Source organism: Vandammella animalimorsus (genome assembly GCF_002288875.1).
Classification (GTDB): Bacteria; Pseudomonadota; Gammaproteobacteria; order Burkholderiales; family Burkholderiaceae_C; genus Lampropedia; species Lampropedia animalimorsus.
The window spans coordinates 198,686-214,684 of record NZ_NTBH01000003.1 but is presented as its reverse complement, the minus strand read 5'-3'; the positions used below and the strand labels follow the sequence as shown (position 1 = coordinate 214,684).

At 62.2% G+C, this 15,999-nt stretch carries 10 protein-coding genes; 1 reads left to right on the top strand and 9 read right to left on the bottom strand.

Features of this window, described 5'->3' with window-relative positions:
* Positions 1-65: 65 nt before the first annotated feature.
* From CLI93_RS06445 to CLI93_RS06415, 7 genes are all read right to left on the bottom strand, one after another.
* Positions 66-1,007 (bottom strand): CysB family HTH-type transcriptional regulator, encoded by a 942-nt coding sequence (locus CLI93_RS06445; RefSeq protein WP_095995904.1) that lies wholly within the window; start codon positions 1,005-1,007, stop codon positions 66-68.
* A gap of 750 nt (positions 1,008-1,757) precedes the next feature.
* Entirely contained in the window at positions 1,758-2,216 is a 459-nt protein-coding gene (locus CLI93_RS06440; protein WP_095542178.1) for a DUF1841 family protein, read from the bottom strand.
* A gap of 11 nt (positions 2,217-2,227) precedes the next feature.
* The gene (locus tag CLI93_RS15120) at positions 2,228-9,121 is read right to left on the bottom strand and encodes a hybrid sensor histidine kinase/response regulator (RefSeq protein ID WP_095542121.1); all 6,894 of its coding nucleotides are present in this window, start codon (positions 9,119-9,121) and stop codon (positions 2,228-2,230) included.
* A gap of 160 nt (positions 9,122-9,281) precedes the next feature.
* Complete coding sequence (locus tag CLI93_RS06430) at positions 9,282-11,495, bottom strand: methyl-accepting chemotaxis protein (RefSeq protein ID WP_095542120.1); 2,214 nt, start codon at positions 11,493-11,495, stop codon at positions 9,282-9,284.
* Positions 11,496-11,547: 52 nt separating this feature from the next.
* Positions 11,548-12,096 (bottom strand): chemotaxis protein CheW, encoded by a 549-nt coding sequence (locus tag CLI93_RS06425; RefSeq protein WP_095542119.1) that lies wholly within the window; start codon positions 12,094-12,096, stop codon positions 11,548-11,550.
* Positions 12,093-12,470, bottom strand: coding sequence for a response regulator (locus tag CLI93_RS06420; RefSeq protein ID WP_095542118.1), 378 nt, complete (start codon positions 12,468-12,470; stop codon positions 12,093-12,095). Before CLI93_RS06420 ends, CLI93_RS06425 begins: the two co-directional genes overlap by 4 nt.
* Positions 12,471-12,505: 35 nt before the next feature.
* On the bottom strand, positions 12,506-12,892 hold the full coding sequence (locus CLI93_RS06415; protein ID WP_095540012.1) for a response regulator: 387 nt from the start codon (positions 12,890-12,892) through the stop codon (positions 12,506-12,508).
* Positions 12,893-13,447: 555 nt separating this feature from the next.
* Here CLI93_RS06415 and CLI93_RS06410 point away from each other — a divergent pair.
* A complete protein-coding gene (locus CLI93_RS06410; protein ID WP_095542116.1) occupies positions 13,448-13,993 on the top strand; it encodes a bactofilin family protein in 546 nt (181 codons plus the stop codon).
* A 118-nt stretch (positions 13,994-14,111) separates the two neighbouring features.
* On the opposite strand, the gene CLI93_RS06405 is transcribed toward CLI93_RS06410, so the two are convergent.
* Together CLI93_RS06405 and yihA are read right to left on the bottom strand one after the other, a co-directional pair.
* Positions 14,112-15,053: a hypothetical protein gene (locus CLI93_RS06405; protein WP_095542115.1), complete on the bottom strand. Its 942-nt coding sequence runs from the start codon at positions 15,051-15,053 to the stop codon at positions 14,112-14,114.
* A 160-nt stretch (positions 15,054-15,213) separates the two neighbouring features.
* The gene (gene yihA / locus CLI93_RS06400; protein ID WP_238945775.1) at positions 15,214-15,918 is read right to left on the bottom strand and encodes a ribosome biogenesis GTP-binding protein YihA/YsxC; all 705 of its coding nucleotides are present in this window, start codon (positions 15,916-15,918) and stop codon (positions 15,214-15,216) included.
* Positions 15,919-15,999: the final 81 nt, after the last annotated feature.

The following is a 15,999-nucleotide window of genomic DNA, read 5'->3' as shown; positions in this document are numbered from 1 at the left end:
CCCGCCAAGCATGGCAAGCCACAACCGATCAGGACAAGAGCTACGCCCCAAAGAGCGCCCTTTGACTACAGCTCGTAATCGCTCTCGCGCCCACTCATGGCCAGCTGGACCTGCTCACGACTCAAGCGTGGGCTGATGAGCTCGGCAAAGCGATAAACGAATTGGCGCAAATATGCCCCCTTTTTGAATGCCACCCGCGCCATGTTCATGCCAAACAAATCCCCCATCGACCGGGCTTGCAGGTGTCCCAGCAACTCACCCTGTACGGCCATTTCTGCCACGATGCCCACGCCCAAACCCAGGCCAACATAGGTGCGAATCACATCCGAATCGATGGCCTCTAACACAATGTTGGGCTTGAGATTGCGGCGCGCAAATGCACGGTCAATGCGGCCGCGCCCGGTAAATGACGGGTGATAGGTAATCAATGGTTCACTGGCAATGTCTTCCAGCGTGATGCGCGGCTTATGCGCCAACGGGTGCTGGGGCGGAAAAATCAGCACGTGCTGCCACTCATAACAGGGCATAGTGACCAAATCTTCATAATCGGCCAGCGATTCGGTTGCCATGCCGATGTCCACCGCTTCATTCAAAATCAGGCTAGCCACTTCGTGCGGCGTAGCCTGGTGCAGACTGATGTTGACTTTGGGAAATTGCGCACGGAAGCGCGCCACTGGCTCAGGCAAGACATAGCGCGCCTGCGTATGGGTGGTGGCAATGCGCAGCGTGCCCGAGTCTTGCGTGCTGAAATCCTTACCGATACGTTTGAGATTGCCCACCTCACGCAAAATGATCTCGATGCTGGCAAGCACATGCCGGCCAGGCTCAGTCACACGCTTGAGTCGCTTGCCATGGCGCGCGAATATCTCAATCCCAAGTTCATCTTCCAACTCGATGATGGCCTTGGAAACACCGGGCTGCGAAGTGTGCAAAGCCTTGGCCGCTTCAGTCAGATTCAAATTGCGCCGAACCGCTTCTTGAACAAAACGAAATTGGTGGAGATTCATACGCAAGCCCTACACGTCGTGTGCCAAGAATGAAAGCTGTACTCAAAGCGCCCAATTCAAGCGAGGCACATGCGACTGATTTCAGGCTGTGCGCCGCGTGAAGACCATTTCAGGGCTTGTGACCTCAGTTTTTCAACAAAAATGGCAGACGCAGTGAACACAGACATCGGCTGCCAAGGCCGGCATGTATGACGGTCGCAATGCTTTGATTGAGAGATGCAATGGTAGTGCGTGCAAACCCTTGCCACAGACAGCGCAGGCACAAAAAAGCGCGCTCGAAAGCGCGCTACAACTGGAAAAGAAAAGGCTGCGAGGCTACCCAGGGTGAAGATAGAGAGTGAGGGAGGAGAAGCACCAAGGGAGTCGTCAGCCAGGCGTTGCCTGGAAGCCTCGCAGCCAAAAACAATCATCGAAAGCCTGCCACTTTCCATCGACTCCATACGGAACTCAAAGTTCCGCTACTGATGAGGGCAGATCAGACAAGCCTTCTCGATTCGTATCGAAGCGCCTTCTTAGCTAAGGAAACACACTTCAAACCCGTTTGAGCGATTCTTGCAGAACAACAACAAATTGTCAACTGTTCAACAAAATCCTTTTGTATGAGGATCACTGCATCGTGTTGAACACTTCGCCACTTCTTTGCTGCGCTTGGGTACCGACCGGGTTGCCGGGGTCGCTGCTTGGTTCATGCCGCCGGTTGGTGCGCAGCCATGCATCTATAACTTAGCTGTCGGCTAAGGCCTCTTCGTCTTAACGCGGCAGGTTCTGTCCGAGCCGGCGCGTCGCGCGTTGCTGCACGGCTTGCACATAGGCTGCGGCGTCGGGTGGGCGCTGATTGGTTTGGCTTTGCCAGAGCATGTCTTGCAAGCAGTCCATGACTTCGTGATGGGCTTCGTGCAAGGAGTCCATGCGGCTGGCCAGCAACTCCACGGCCTGGCGGATGCCTGCAGGCTGGTCGATGCTGCATTGCTCGCTGATGGACAGGTGCATGGACAAATGCAAAAAGGGGTTGCTGCGCCCATCGCGAGAGGCGTCGTAGCTGCGCGCGATGGCAGCTTCGACGTCGGCCAGGTCTGCGTGGTACTCAGGGTGCTCGGCGATCCACAGGGCGGCCAGGGTTTCGATGGCCTGCAAGGGCTCACCGGCCTGGCTTTTGGCGTACACGCCGCAAAAAAAGCGGCGCACCTGCTCCTGCGTAGGGTTGAACAGCATGGCAGCGCTCAGCTTTGCATTTGCATGGCGTCCGCATACTGCCCCACCAGGGCGAGCAGTTCGGCATCGGAGTAGGGCTTGCCCAGGTAGTGGTTGGCACCCAGCTCAATGGCGTGTTCGCGGTGTTTTTGTGCCGTGCGCGAGGTGATGATGATGACTGGCAGATCGGCAATGCGGGCGTCGGCGCGAATGTGCTCCAGCAGCTCGAAGCCGTCCATCTGTGGCATTTCAATGTCCGACAGCACGACGATGGGCCGCTCGCCTTGCAGCATTTCCAGCGCCTGCGCGCCATTGGCCGCCAGGGCCACGCGGTAGCCTTCGCGCTTGAGCAGGCGCTGGGTGACGCGGCGCACCGTGATGGAATCGTCCACCACCAGCACCAGCGGGGTTTGCGCCTCACCATCTTGCTCGCTGTGCAACAGGCCTGCGCCTGCCAGTTGCTGCTCGGCGGCTTGCGCATCCTCACGCTGCAGCGCTTGCGCAGCCGCGCCGTACACGCTGGCCAGGGCGATGAAGTTGTAGATCAGCAGCACCGCACCCGAGGCCAGCACCGACATGCCCGCCAAGCCCGGCAGGGCCGAAAGCTGCGGCCCCAAGTTCTTCACCACCACTTCCTGGTTGCCCAGCACCTCATCCACGTGCACGGCCACCACCTGCGCGGCGCTGCGCACCAGCACCACGGGGTAGACCTTGTTGTCCAGCTCCTTGGAGCGTGGGCTGTAATGCAGCATGGCGCCAGACCAGTAGAACTGCACGCGCTTGCCATCAATCTCGATCTTGCCGCGCTGGTAGCCGCGCATCAGTTCGTCGTGGCGCACGCGCTCGATGCCGTCCACCAGGTTGGCGGGCATGCCCACCGTCATCGTGCCAGCGCGTACCAGCATGACCTGGGTGACAGCGGTCGTCAGCGGCATGATCAGGCGGAAGGTCGTGCCCTGGCCTTGCTCGGTGCTGGTTTCGATGCGCCCCCCCAGGGAGCTGACATCCACACGCACCACGTCCATGCCGATGCCCCGGCCGGAAATGCCCGTCAGCCCTTGCGCCGTGGTCAGGCCGGGCATGAAGATCAGGCCGGCAATTTCCTTGTCCGAGATGATTTGGCCCTGGCCCAGCAGGCCGCGTTCAATGGCCTTGCGCTGAATGGCTTTCAGATCCAGGCCCGCGCCATCGTCCTTGAAGGTGATCGCCACGTCGTTGCCTTCGTGGCTGACCGTCAGGGTCACGCGCCCCATGCGCGCCTTGCCGCGCTGTTCACGCTCGGCTGGGGCCTCGATGCCGTGGTCCACGCAGTTGCGCAGAATGTGCTCGAAGCTGCCCATCATGCGCTCGAGCAGCACGCGGTCCATTTCAATGGAGCCGTTTTCAATCACTAGCTCAGCCTGTTTTCCGGTATCGGCGCTGGCCTGGCGCACCACGGCGTGCAGGCGTTCGGCCACGCTGTCGAACTCCACCATGCGCGTGTGCAGCAAGTCGCGCTGCAGCTCGCGGCCCTTGCGCTCTTGCGCCACCAGGTCGTCCTCGGTGCCGACCATGGCCGCCTGCAAAGTGCGCTGCACGGTGGCCACGTCGTTGACGGTTTCGGCCATCATGCGCGTGAGCTCCTGCACGCGGGTAAAGCGGTCAAGCTCCAGCGGGTCAAAGTTGGCGCTTTCCTTGCCCAGCGCCAGGCGCGATTGCATTTGCGACTCGGTCTGACCCTCAAGCTCACGCAACTGCTGGCGCAGGCGATCAAGATCCACCGTCATGCCTTCCAGCGCCGCGTTGAGTTGGCGCAGGCGCGATTCGGCCCGGCTGCGCGAAATCTGGATTTCGCCGGCTTGGTTGATGAGCCGGTCGATGTGCGTGCTGCGCACGCGCACCAGCTGATGGCGTTTGGTGTTGGGCTGAATGACCAGCGGCGTGGGCCCAGGCAGGCGATCACCGAAGGAGGCGCCCAGCGTCAGCGCATAGGGTGCCGCCAGGCGTTCGCTGGCAGCGGGCCGGCCCGCTGATGGCTGCCCTTTGGCCGTCGCCGCCACCTTGTCCTGCGCGCTTGCGGGCAGCGCGCCATGCTCCGAGGCCTGCCAGGAGGGGATTGCCGGGCTTTGAGGATCGGCAATGCGGTGCTCTGGTCCAGTCACATCCTCGACCTTGCCCGCTGCCGGTTGCGCCGGCTGGGCCACCACCGCAGCGGGCGTCCCATGCAGCTGGCCCATGGCCGACTGGCGCAGTACATCGAACGCGTCCTGCAATTCATCGTAGCGCGCCAGCAGCGCGACGATGGCCTCAGCGCTCTCAGCGCGGGCTTCCAGCACTTCGATTTCCGACTCGAATCGGTGCGCCATTTCACCGATCTGGCGCGCTCCGGCCAGGCGTGAGCTGCCTTTGAGGGTGTGCAGCACGCGCAAGGCCTCGCTGCGCGCCTCGAACGATTGCGGCTCGCCCGACCAACGGCGCAGCGCGCCAATCAGGCGCGGCAGCAATTCGATGGCTTCTTCCTCGAAGATCGGGAACAGGTCTGGATCCACGCGGTCGGCCGCTGGCGCTGGTGCCTCGGCCTGCTGCGGCGCGGGCTGCTGCGCGGCGACCGGCTCGGGCGCGGGGGCTGCGGCCAGCATCGTGCGCGCCGCGTCGCCGCCCCATTCCAATTCATTGAGCTGCTCGAACTCCTGCGGCGCAATTGTGCCGTTGCCCACGCCAGCGGCAATTTCATCGAGCGCCACCTGCACGGCCTGCAGGCTGTTGGAGAGCACGCTGCGCACCCACTCCCGGTTGGGGGCGCCATGCACGCTCAACTGGGCCAGATGCGACGCAATCTGCTGAAGCAGCTGGCCAAAGCTGGCATCGGTCTTGAACAGCGAGCCCGTGGCCGCCAAGCGGTTGCCTTTGCCCACCACGCGCGGCGACAGCAGGTGCTGCCCAGGGTGGCTGGCCCAGGCGGCCAACTCTGCATCCAGCTCTTGGGTCAGCTGCAGGGCCTGCAGCATCCAGTGCGTGGCCTCGTTCTGCTGGCCCAAGTCGATGTATTCCTTGGCGGTACGGGCCATTTGCTGCACCGAGGCCGCAGGCGCTGCGGCGGGCGGGGCCACCTCCTGGCTTTGCTCGGGTGCGTCCGACTCGCCAGGCTGCTGCAGCATCGGCTGCACCGGTTCCAGCTGCGGCAGATCCTGCATGGAGGTGACCAGGGCATCCAGATCACTCAGCAGTGCGGCATCGCCGCTGAAGTCAATGTGCTGCACGTGCTCATCGGCCTTTTCGTCGGCCAGGTTGCGCGCGTTCTGGACGGGATCGACGATCTCCGTGTCCTTGAAGCCAATGCCCCAGCGCTCGGCATCCTCCTGCGAGACGGAAATGCTGCTGTCGAGCTCATCAAGCAGGGTTTCCGTAGCCTGCAAGTCATCGGGCTGTTGCGCTGGCTCCTCGGTGGCTTCGCTGTCCTCCTCGCCGGCGGCGCTGCCGTCGGCCACGGGTTCGACGGAGGGCTCGGCAGCAGGGGTTTGCCAATCCAGCGGCGCATCGAACACCATGCTGGCCAACGATTCGGCCTGCGCCTCATCGGGAATGTCAAGCTCTGGCGCGTCTATCGCCCGCTGCGCCTCAAGCGGCGCATCCTGCTGCACCAGGGCCGCGAGCAAGGCTTCTTCGTCCTGGGCCAGCGACTCCTGCGCCGCTTGCTCCGGCTGTTGCAGTAGCTGCTCGATTTTCTCTTCTTCGAGTTCTGGCAAACCTTGCCGGCATGTTTCACTGCCGACCTGCTCTAGTGATGCCTCGTCGACATCCCGCGAGAGTTCTTCCGGCTGCGACGGCTCCACGCCATCCAAGGCCAGGATGGCGTTGACCAGGTGATTGTCGTCTTCGGCGCTGAAGTCCGGTGCGGCGCTGGCTTGCACAGCTTCGGCCTCTGGTTCGCCCTTGGGCTCCAGCGAAGCCCAATCCTTGTCCAGCTCCATGAAGGCCTCAGCCAAGCGGGAGTCACTGATTTCCTGGGCCACAGCAGCGTCTTCACCTGCATGAGCTTGGGGCGCCTGCGCATCGTCTGCCATCGGGCTGGCCTCGATAGGCTGCAGCTCGGATTGCAGGCCCGATGTCCAGTCGCCGTCTTCGGCGCCCACCTCTGTAAGCGCTGGGGCCTTGGCATCTCCCTGGGCGCTGTCAACAGCACTAGCGGCCGCATCATCAAAAGGTTGCAGATCCAGGGCCAGCGCATCCATGTCCCATTCCATGGTCTTGGCAGGCGCTTGAGCGTCCTCTGAAACAGCCTGCTGGGCTGGCTCAGCCTGGTCGGCCACAGCCTCTGGCTGGTCGGTCATCTCCATGGCTTCGGCCAGGCCCATGTCTGGCTGCGCCTGCAGCGCTTCAGCTGTGCTCGAATCGGCAGCAGTCAGCGCCTGGGCTTGTGTAGCGCCTTCCTGCGCCAGGCCGGCCGGCTGCAATGGGACGTAAGCGCCGGTGCTGCGCATGGCCTGGGCCGATTGCTCGAATGCCGTCGAATGCCATGCCGAGGTATCGGCGCGCGCGGCGATGGCCTGCACCCACTGGGCCATGACGTCCAACGCTTCGGAACAAAGCTGGTGCAGCTGCGGATTGAAGGGTTTTTGCTCGGCCAACCAGCCGTTCATCACCTGCTCCATGGCCCAGGCAGCTTCGCCAAAAGTCTCCAGCCCGACCATGCGCGAGCTGCCCTTGAGGGTGTGGAAGGCCCGGCGCAGAATGGTTTGCTGCTCCACGTCCTGCGGCGCATTGGCCAGTTGTGCCAACGATTGACGGCCGTTGTCCAGCACCTCGTGCGCTTCTTCCAGGAACACGTCCAACAGCTCGTCGTCAATGGCGTTGTCCGGCTGTGACTGAGCCGGGGCTGCCTGGGTGGCGCCCAGCCCCTCCAGAGGGGCATCCGTCAGCGGCTCGGGCTGCTGGGGCGCGGTGGACGCCTCTGGTGCTGCCTCGGGCATGGCCGAGGCCAGTTCAGTGGGGTGGGCAAAGGCATCGCGCAGATCCAACTCAGTGTCCGGGCCGGAGGAGGGGCCTTGCACCTGCTCCTCCTGCGGTGCATCGCCCTCGGTGGCCACGGTGCCCGCAGCGGCGGCGGCTCGGGCCGATTCCTGCACATGCTCGAAAATGTCGCGCCCGCCAATTTCGTACACCTTGAGGCGGCCCATGAGCGGTTGTAGGCGCTGGGCCTTCTCGTCGAAGACAAACAACTCCTTGGCCAACGTGGGCTGGTAGGCCAGCATGTCCACCTGCAGGCTCAAGGCCCCCAGATTGCTGCCGATTTTTTCGAAGCGCTCATCGGATGCGCTCAGCGCAGGCGCGCCTTCCTGATCTGCCGCCTCGATCAGCTGCTGAATGTCCTTGTTGATTTGCTGGATGGCCTTGGTCGCCGGCGTCAGCCCCAGCACGGCCAGCACCCCGCGGGCGCGCGAGAGAATGCCTGGCGCATCTTTGAGCGGGGTGGTGTTGCTGGGATCACGGAAGAATTGGTCAATGTAATTTTCAGCTTCCGTCAAGTGCGCGCGCAGCTCGCCCACGACGCTGCCGATGGTCTCGCCATCGCTGACGCGCGTGTACAAGTCCTCCATCCACGCCGGCAGGGGCTCGCTGTGGCCCTGGCTGGCCGCATTGCGCAGCCGCTGCGTCAGCTCCTGCATGCGCTCGGGCAGTTGCGTGGCGCGAATGCGCACGTCCTCCAGCATGGCCTGCAGGTAGAGGATGGTGGTGGCCACTTCCATGGCCAGCTCCGGCGCTGGCTTGCGCTGCTTGGCGATCAACGCTGCGACGATTTGCTGCAGCGTCTGCAGCAGGCCCGACATCTCCGGCAGGTGCTCAAGCATCTGCTGGCTGAAGGCCTGCAAATGGGCTGCGGTGGCCTGCAAGGGGTTGTCGCCGCCCTCGACCACGGCGCTCCAGTCCTCGGCCAGCGCCTTGAGCTGCTGCACTAAATCTTTTTTCTGTTGCGGTGACAACAGACTGAAGACGTTGTTGGCGTAATCCACATGCGCTTGCCCGGCCAGCCCAAAGGCCTCGCGCACGGCATACAGTACCGGAGATTTGTCTTGCTGCACGTTCTGCGCCTGGGCGCAGAAGAACAGCAGATCCTGCATCCAGCGCGCCGTGATCTGGGTATCGCTCTTGCTGGCCAGCGAAGCGTACTGCACCAGCACCCGGGTGGCTGCGCGGCGCACGTACACGTCGTTGTTGATCAGGCGCTGCTCCAGCCCCTCGAAAAAGCCTGCAGCCACCTTCCAGAAGGTGCGCTCGCGAAAATCGTGATTGTTCGCCGCCAGCCCCAGGCACAGCTGCACCAGATCATGGCCGCTTTGCCGCAGGCGCTGGTTCTGCACCAGCGACAAGATGGCGCGGTCCAAGCGCTGGCGCACCTGCGCGCTGGGCTCAATCGCCTTGGCGGGCAAGGGCAGCTCTGGCTCGCGCAGGTCGCCTTCCAGATGCCACAGGTCGGCCGGGCTGGCCGGCGGCGTGGCGCCGGTGAGTGCATGCACATCGCGATAGGCCGGAAACAGCAGCACAGGGGAAAGACTGGCATCGAGCAGCAGGCTTTCCAGATACTCGCCCACAGCCATGCCTGCGCGATGCAGTGCAGCCACGGCCTGCGGCGAGCACGATTCAGGGCGCTGCACCATCTTGGCCACGGCATATTCGCACTGGCGCAACACGAAGGCGGGGATAAAGGCGCCCACCATTTCCAGGGCGCCACAGGTTTGGTGAATCAGATTCTTGGCCTGCGCCAGATCGCCCACCTGCTCGGCCAAGGCCTCGCTCTGTGCCGGATCACCCACGCGCGTTGCAAAGCCCTGCAGGTATTCAATGGCCTGCCCATATGTTTGACGCAGCTCCGTCAGCACCCACGCCAATGGTCCCAGATCCTGCCCTTTGATGGCGGTATCGGTGTGTTGCGTTGTCGTGTTCATGGTCTGTCCCTAAATACTGATCTGCTATGCGGCCTGCGACGCATCAGCCCGGAGCCACTACCCTGCGGTGGTGTTCCGCCTCCCCCCAGTCCGCTGCGGCTAATACAGCGTCAACATGGATGTAGCCTGTGCACAGCATCCATGCTGATATGGCAAAGGTTTATTGAATTTTGAAGCGCGCAATGGACTGCAGCAGCTCCTGCGCCGTATGCGCCAATGCCCGCACCTGCTGGGCCGTGGAGCGCGTACCGTCACTGGTCTGCTCCGTCACGGCCAGAATGTGCTGGATGTTTTCGGTCACCTGGTTGGCCAGCGCCGCTTCTTGCAAGGCCGCGCTGGAGATTTCCTCCACCTTCATGGACAGCTGGCGAGAAACCTCGTCGATGGCCGTCAGCTGGGTACCGGCGCGGTCGGCCAGCATGGCCCCCTCGACCACCCCTTGCGTGGAGCGTTCCATGGCCGCCACCGCATCCTGAGTATCGCTCTGGATGGCGTGCACCAGCTCGGCGATCTTGCGCGTTGCATCGGCAGAGCGCTCGGCCAGGCGCTGCACCTCCTCGGCCACGATCGAGAAGCCTCGCCCGGCCTCGCCGGCCGAGGCAGCCTGAATAGCCGCATTGAGCGCCAGCACGTTGGTCTGCTCGGTAATGTCGGAAATCAGCTCAATGATCTCGCTGATCTCTTGCGAGGACTCGCCCAGACGCTTGATGCGTTTGGAGGATTCCTGAATCTGCGCCCGGATGGCGTTCATACCAGTGATCGAATCCTGCACGGCGCGCAGGCCCGATTCGGCCGCATTGCGCGACTGCAACGCCACCTGCGCCGAGTCTTGCGCATTGCCCGAGATGGTGTTGATACGCTGGGCCATCTCCAGCACGGCGCGTCCAGTCTCGCGGATTTCGCGCAACTGCTCAGTGGAAGCGGCCAACAGCTCGGTCGATGTGGCATCCACCGACAGCGTCGTCTTGGTCACCTTGTCGGCCGACTGATGCACGTTCTGCACCAGGTGGCGCAGCTCCTCAATGGTGTAGTTCACCGAGTCGGCAATGGCCCCGGTGATGTCCTCGGTCACTGTGGCTTCCTGAGTCAAGTCGCCCTCGGCCACCAACAGCAGCTCGTTCATCAGGCGCAAAATCGCCGCCTGGTTGGCATCGTTCAGACGCTTGGCATCCTGCTCGCTCAACAAGGTGGCCTCGTGCACGCGGGCCGCATCCAGCAAGCGCCGCCGGCCTGCGCGAATGTAGGCCAAGGCCATGGTCCAGCCGCCCAGGGCTGTCAACAGCCCCCCAAGCAGGATCAGTGCAATCTGCCACCACTGCCAGCCCACCTCGGCCGCCAGGCTGTTCTTGATGATCTCCAGCGGTTGCAACACCGCGTTGGACTGGTGATAAAGCTTGCGCAGCGAATCGCGCGCCGAGTTCACCGCCGGCAGCGCCTCCTGCAAGGACTGCAGCGCAGTCTGGCTGTCTTGCAGCTGGTAATTGAGCGTCTGCAGGATATTGCCCAGCTGCGCATTGCCTGTGGCGGCGCGCAGTTGTCGCGCATAGCTCTCGGCCATCACCAGGCTATGGCTCAACAATGCAAAATTCTCTGCATCGAGCACATCGGTGTCCTGCACGTCATGCGCCGTACCGGAGATGGCCTGTAACGCCAGCATCAGTTGCTGCGCCAGCTCACGCTCGCGCAGCGGCGTTTGCCCAGATTGGGCAACGGGCAGCAGCGCCCCCTGATTGCTGGTCGATAGCTTCACCATCGAATTGAATGCCGTATCGCGCGCGCGCAACACGGGGCGCCCTTCTTGCAGCAGCTCTGCCGAGGCGCGAATTTGCTCACCACGCTGGGCAATGGCCGGGAAAAAAGCGTATTTGTTGGCAACCCGGCTGCCGCCCATGATGCCGATCTGGTCAGCCAGCGATTGCGCACTGTTGACTGCATCTTGCAAGGCCGATGCCTCGCCAGTCAACGCCAGCGATGACACCATGCCCAGGCGCCTGGTCAGCTCCGTGGCGTCACTGCTGGTGCTATACAAAGAACCGGCGCGCTGCGAATGCCAGACCCCTTGCACAACGCCCAGCGTGAAGAGCAGCAACCCAAGGCCCAGCAGCAGGCGCGAATACAGCAGATGGCGCGCGAGCCTACCCTTGCCCAGCAAGGGCAACTCAATCGTCGGGTTGCCCAGCGGGCTGGTGTATTTCTTTTTCTTGGCCTGGTCTTTGCCCTTGGCGGCGCCATCGGCGCCCGCCTCACTGCCAGGGGCCTTGGTAGCCTGCTCCTCACTGCTGGGGACCGCCTCCATCACGGTGGAGCTCCACGCGGTTGAGGGCGCATTGGCGGTGTGCTGCTCAGCAGGCTCGCTCGTTGTTTGTTTGGTCATGGTGTCGTTGTACTGTGCACTCGGTCAAAGGCCCTGGTTCAAAGGCTTTCATTCAAAGGCCAATGGCAAGAAACTGGCTGTCCTGGGCCAGACGCTGCAGATTCAGCTCCTGCCAATGCCTGCCTTCTGCATCGGCATAAATATTGCCCAGGAATGGGGCGGCAGCGGTACTGCCCGGCGCCGGCGCATAGGCCGATGTGAAATCCGTCAGGCTTTTCAAACCGGCCATGTGATCAATCAATAAAGCGGTGTTGACTTCCAGCACCGGGTTGAGTGTCAACAGCATGCACTCCGCCAGCGCCTGCTCGCTGCGCGGCGCCGCATTGGCGTCCAGATAAGAGGCCACATCCACCACCCCGGACAGGGAGCCACGCCAGTTGATCACCCCGAGAAACCAGGGCTTGGTATAGGGCACTGGGGCCGGCCTTTGCCAAGGCAGAATCTCGAACGCGTGGCTCAGGGGGATCAGAAAAAAGCGTTCGCCGATCTGCACAGCCATCCAAGCCGACACCGCGCGCTCACCCGCATCCACCTGGCGCAAGCGCCGCGCCAAGCGAGCCTGCAAGTCATCCTGACCGACCTGCTCTTGTGCGGCGCTCATGAAACCTCCTTGCGCAAGGCATCGATGGCCTCTTCCAGCTCCTTGGGATCCACGGGCTTGACCAAATAAGCCCGTGCCCCCTGACGCAGGCCCCAGACCTTGTCGGTGCTCTGACCCTTGCTGGTGCACAAAATGATGGGCAAGTTGGCGTAGGCTGGATCCTTGGTGATGCTGCGGGTGAGTTGAAAGCCGTTCTTGCCGGGCATGACCACATCCATCAGGATCAGGTCGGGACGCTCCTCGGCCATTTTCTGCAATGCTTCATCGGCATTACTGGCGGTACGCACGGCAATGCCCTGCTTTTGCAGCAGATCCGACAGATAGGCTTGCTCCGTGCGCGAGTCGTCCACCACCAGCACTTTTTGAATCAACATGATCGCTTCCTCTTGTTCTGTTTGTTTTGTTTTGATTAATTTGCGGCGCTGAAATCTCGCACTGCCTTGAGCAACTGGTCCTTCGTGAATGGCTTGGTCAGATAGTCCTCACTGCCTACCATGCGCCCGCGCGCCTTGTCGAAAAAGCCGTCCTTGGAAGAGAGCATGATGACGGGCGTGGCCGTGAATTTGGGGTTGCGCTTGATGATTGCGCATGTTTGGTAGCCATCGAGCTTGGGCATCATGATGTCGCAGAAAATCAGATCCGGCTCGTAATCGTTGACCTTTGCGAGCGCATCAAAGCCATCTTCGGCCAACAGCACTTCATGGCCGCCCTGCTTGAGAAAAATCTCGGCGCTGCGTCGAATCGTGTTGCTGTCATCGACCACCAGCACTTTGGTCACACTTGCTTGATCGCTCATAGGTTCACCATTGTTTTGTCTGTTGCCTGAGGCACGCCCGCCTGTGTCATGCGATTGGGTATGTATGACCTGGCCACACATGCATGCTGGCAGGCCTCCAGCCAGAGGGTCTTCCCGCATGGCCGCAAAGCCCTTTTTTCGTGAAATGCGCCGCACCTCTAGGCTGCACGCACCACATTCCGCTATACGGTACGGGCGCGAAGCTGGCGGCCCACTGTGGGCCGCCTCGTCGTTGGGCCCGATTGTATTCATTTGTATCAGGAACAGCAGGCACAGAACCTTTTTTGCGTCTTTCACATCGCCGGGTGTGCCTTTTTTGCCGCGCTTCAAGCTGGGCCCAACCGGTGGCCGCACTCAAAATCCGCTAGTGTGCTGTGCATCAATCCATTGCCATCGAGCCGAGCCACAGCAGCGCACCACAGGTGTTGCCACGTGAAAATCGTGAAAAAAAACGAAAAATGGCCCCTTGCGCCCTCAATGCCAACAAGTTGTATTTCGGATTTCACGTAAATTCTGCATCGTAGCCACTTTTTCACCACTGACAGGAATTCCACCATGGCCCAATCGAGCTTCTTCGGCAAACGCAACAGCGACTCCGGCAAGACCGAACCCCCCGCCAGCACGCCTGCAGCGCCAGCTGCCAGCGCCCCTGCAGCAACACCGGCCGCGCGCCCGGCAGGCTTTTTCGGCAGCGCTCCTGGCGGCGCCAGCCCAGCCGTGGGGGCGCCCCCGTCCTTTGCCAGCAGCGAAAACCAGGACAGCGCAGGCGATGCCAAGGAAAGCAAGCTGACGGTGGGCCCCAACATCAAGCTCAAGGGTGTGGAAATCACCGACTGTGATGTGCTGTTCATCGACGGCGTGGTCGAAGCCACGCTGGACTCCAAGCTCATCCAGATCTCCGAGCAGGGCTCCTTCAATGGCACAGCCAACATCGACGTGGCCGAAATCCGCGGCACCTTCGACGGCGACCTGACTGTGCGCAACAAGCTCACGGTCTTCGCCACGGGCAAGGTCACCGGCAAGATCCGCTACGGCAAGCTGGTGGTCGAGGAAGGCGCCAACATCAGCGGCGAGATCCAGTCCATCGCCGCATCGTCCTGAAGGCCATGCCCGGCATCCAAAGGCATCCATAGGGCGCTGCCCAACGAAAAACGCTGCCATTGGGCAGCGTTTTTCGCTTTCAGGCATGCGGCCATGCGCAGTGCCCAAAGTGCGCGCATCAAAAATGCATTTCCACGCTGGCGCCAATCGCCCAGGAGCGCTCGCGCGAGTGTTTTTCCTCCTTGGGCCAGAAATGCCCCAGCGTGACCTTGCCAAACAGCCAATCCTTGTAGATGGGCTGGCGCCATGACGTTCTGACACCATAGTTCGAAAGCTTGACCGAGCTGGTGCGCCCTTGCAGCAAAGCCTCGACACTGGCGGTGCGAATGCCGGGCAACTCCTTGATCAAGCCCACGGAGCTCTGCCACTCAAAACCATCGCTGCGGCGCGTGATCTTGCCCACATTGCCCCAGCGCAGCATCAGGCTAGGGCTCAAGGCGTGCTCGTAATCGAGCACGGTGGTCGAGCCCAGGCTGTCCTCGGAAGACCAGTACAGGCTTTCGCGGAAATACACCACATCGCGCGGCGACAAGGCCCACTGCGTCTTGTAGCGCACCTGGGCATAGGGATTCAGGCCGCCGCGAAAGCCAATGCGGAAGTCCACATCGTCCATGAAGCCATAGCCCAGGCCGGCGAAGAACGACTGGTCATCGCGGCGGTTTTCACGCAGCAGCAACTCCTCGCGCGTGAAGCCCGCAGGCACGTCACTGACCACTTCATCACGGTTGTCCTGGCCGAAGAAGGCGTAGGCGCGCCGCTCCAGATTGGGCAGATCGGCGCGCAGCCGAAAACGCACATTGGCCTGCGTGCCAGCGTGTTGCTCCCACAATGTATTGATGCGCACGTAGCCCGAAATCTTGCCGCTGTTTTCAAACGGCTCGTCGCCAAACCAGCCATCGACGGTGCGCGCCAGCCAGTGCGAGGCGCGATAGGTGTAATCGCGCGTGCCATCCAACCAGGCAATGCGGCGCCCATCCTGCAAAGCGGGCGCGCCCGCCGGGGCCGATTGCTGCTGGGCATGCGCCAGACCAGCGCCCAGGCATAGGGCGCCCAGCCACACAACACGGCACGGGCGCCGAGCCGCACCCGCCTTCAAAGGGGAAGCAAACAACATATACGCTGCCATCACAAAAAGAATCCAAAGAGGCCGCAAGGATAAAGGAAGAACAGCCATCCAAGGCTTGGCAGCGAATGCGTGCAGCGCCGCTGCCCACTGTGCATCACGGCGATGACCGCGCCTGCTGTCCAGGCGGCTCGGCCGCAGCCAGCAGCCATTGCTGCAACAGCGCCGCCGTGGCCCCCACGCCTTGCTTCTTCAAGGCCGAGAACAGCTGCACCTGCCCACCGCCGGCATTGAGCCGCATGATTTGCAAGGCCTTTTGCTGCTCGGCGCGGTTGAGCTTGTCGGCCTTGGTCAGCAAGATGAGAAAGTCCAGACCTTGCTCTACGCGCGGGCGCAGCATCTCCAGCAATGCCTCGTCGAGCTCCGTCAGGCCCAGGCGCGCATCGCACAGCAGCACCACCGCGCGCAACGTATCGCGGCTGAGCAGGTAATTGGCCATGACGCGCTGCCAGCGCAGCTTGTCCTGCTGCGGCACAGCGGCATAGCCATAGCCGGGCAAATCGGCCAGCACCGCCTGCGGGCTTTGCTTGGGGCCCAGCACGAACAAGTTGATGTGCTGGGTACGGCCCGGCGTCTTGGAGGCAAACGCCAATTGACGCTGCTGCGTCAAGGTATTGATGCAGGTGGACTTGCCCGCATTGGAGCGCCCAACGAAGGCCACCTCCGGCAAGCCCGTTTGCGGCAGCTGATTGAGCTGCGCGGCCGTGCTCAGAAAACGCGCCGTATGCCACCAGCGCAAAGCCTGCTGGGCAGCGGCTTCGCCCTCGCTGGAAGGCCGCGCGCTGCAATCAGAAGAATGCATGGAATCAGAAGTCATGGTGGCGCAGTATGCCCTGCCAGCAGCGCGCCGATACACTATTAATTGTGTATGCAGTCTGCTCCC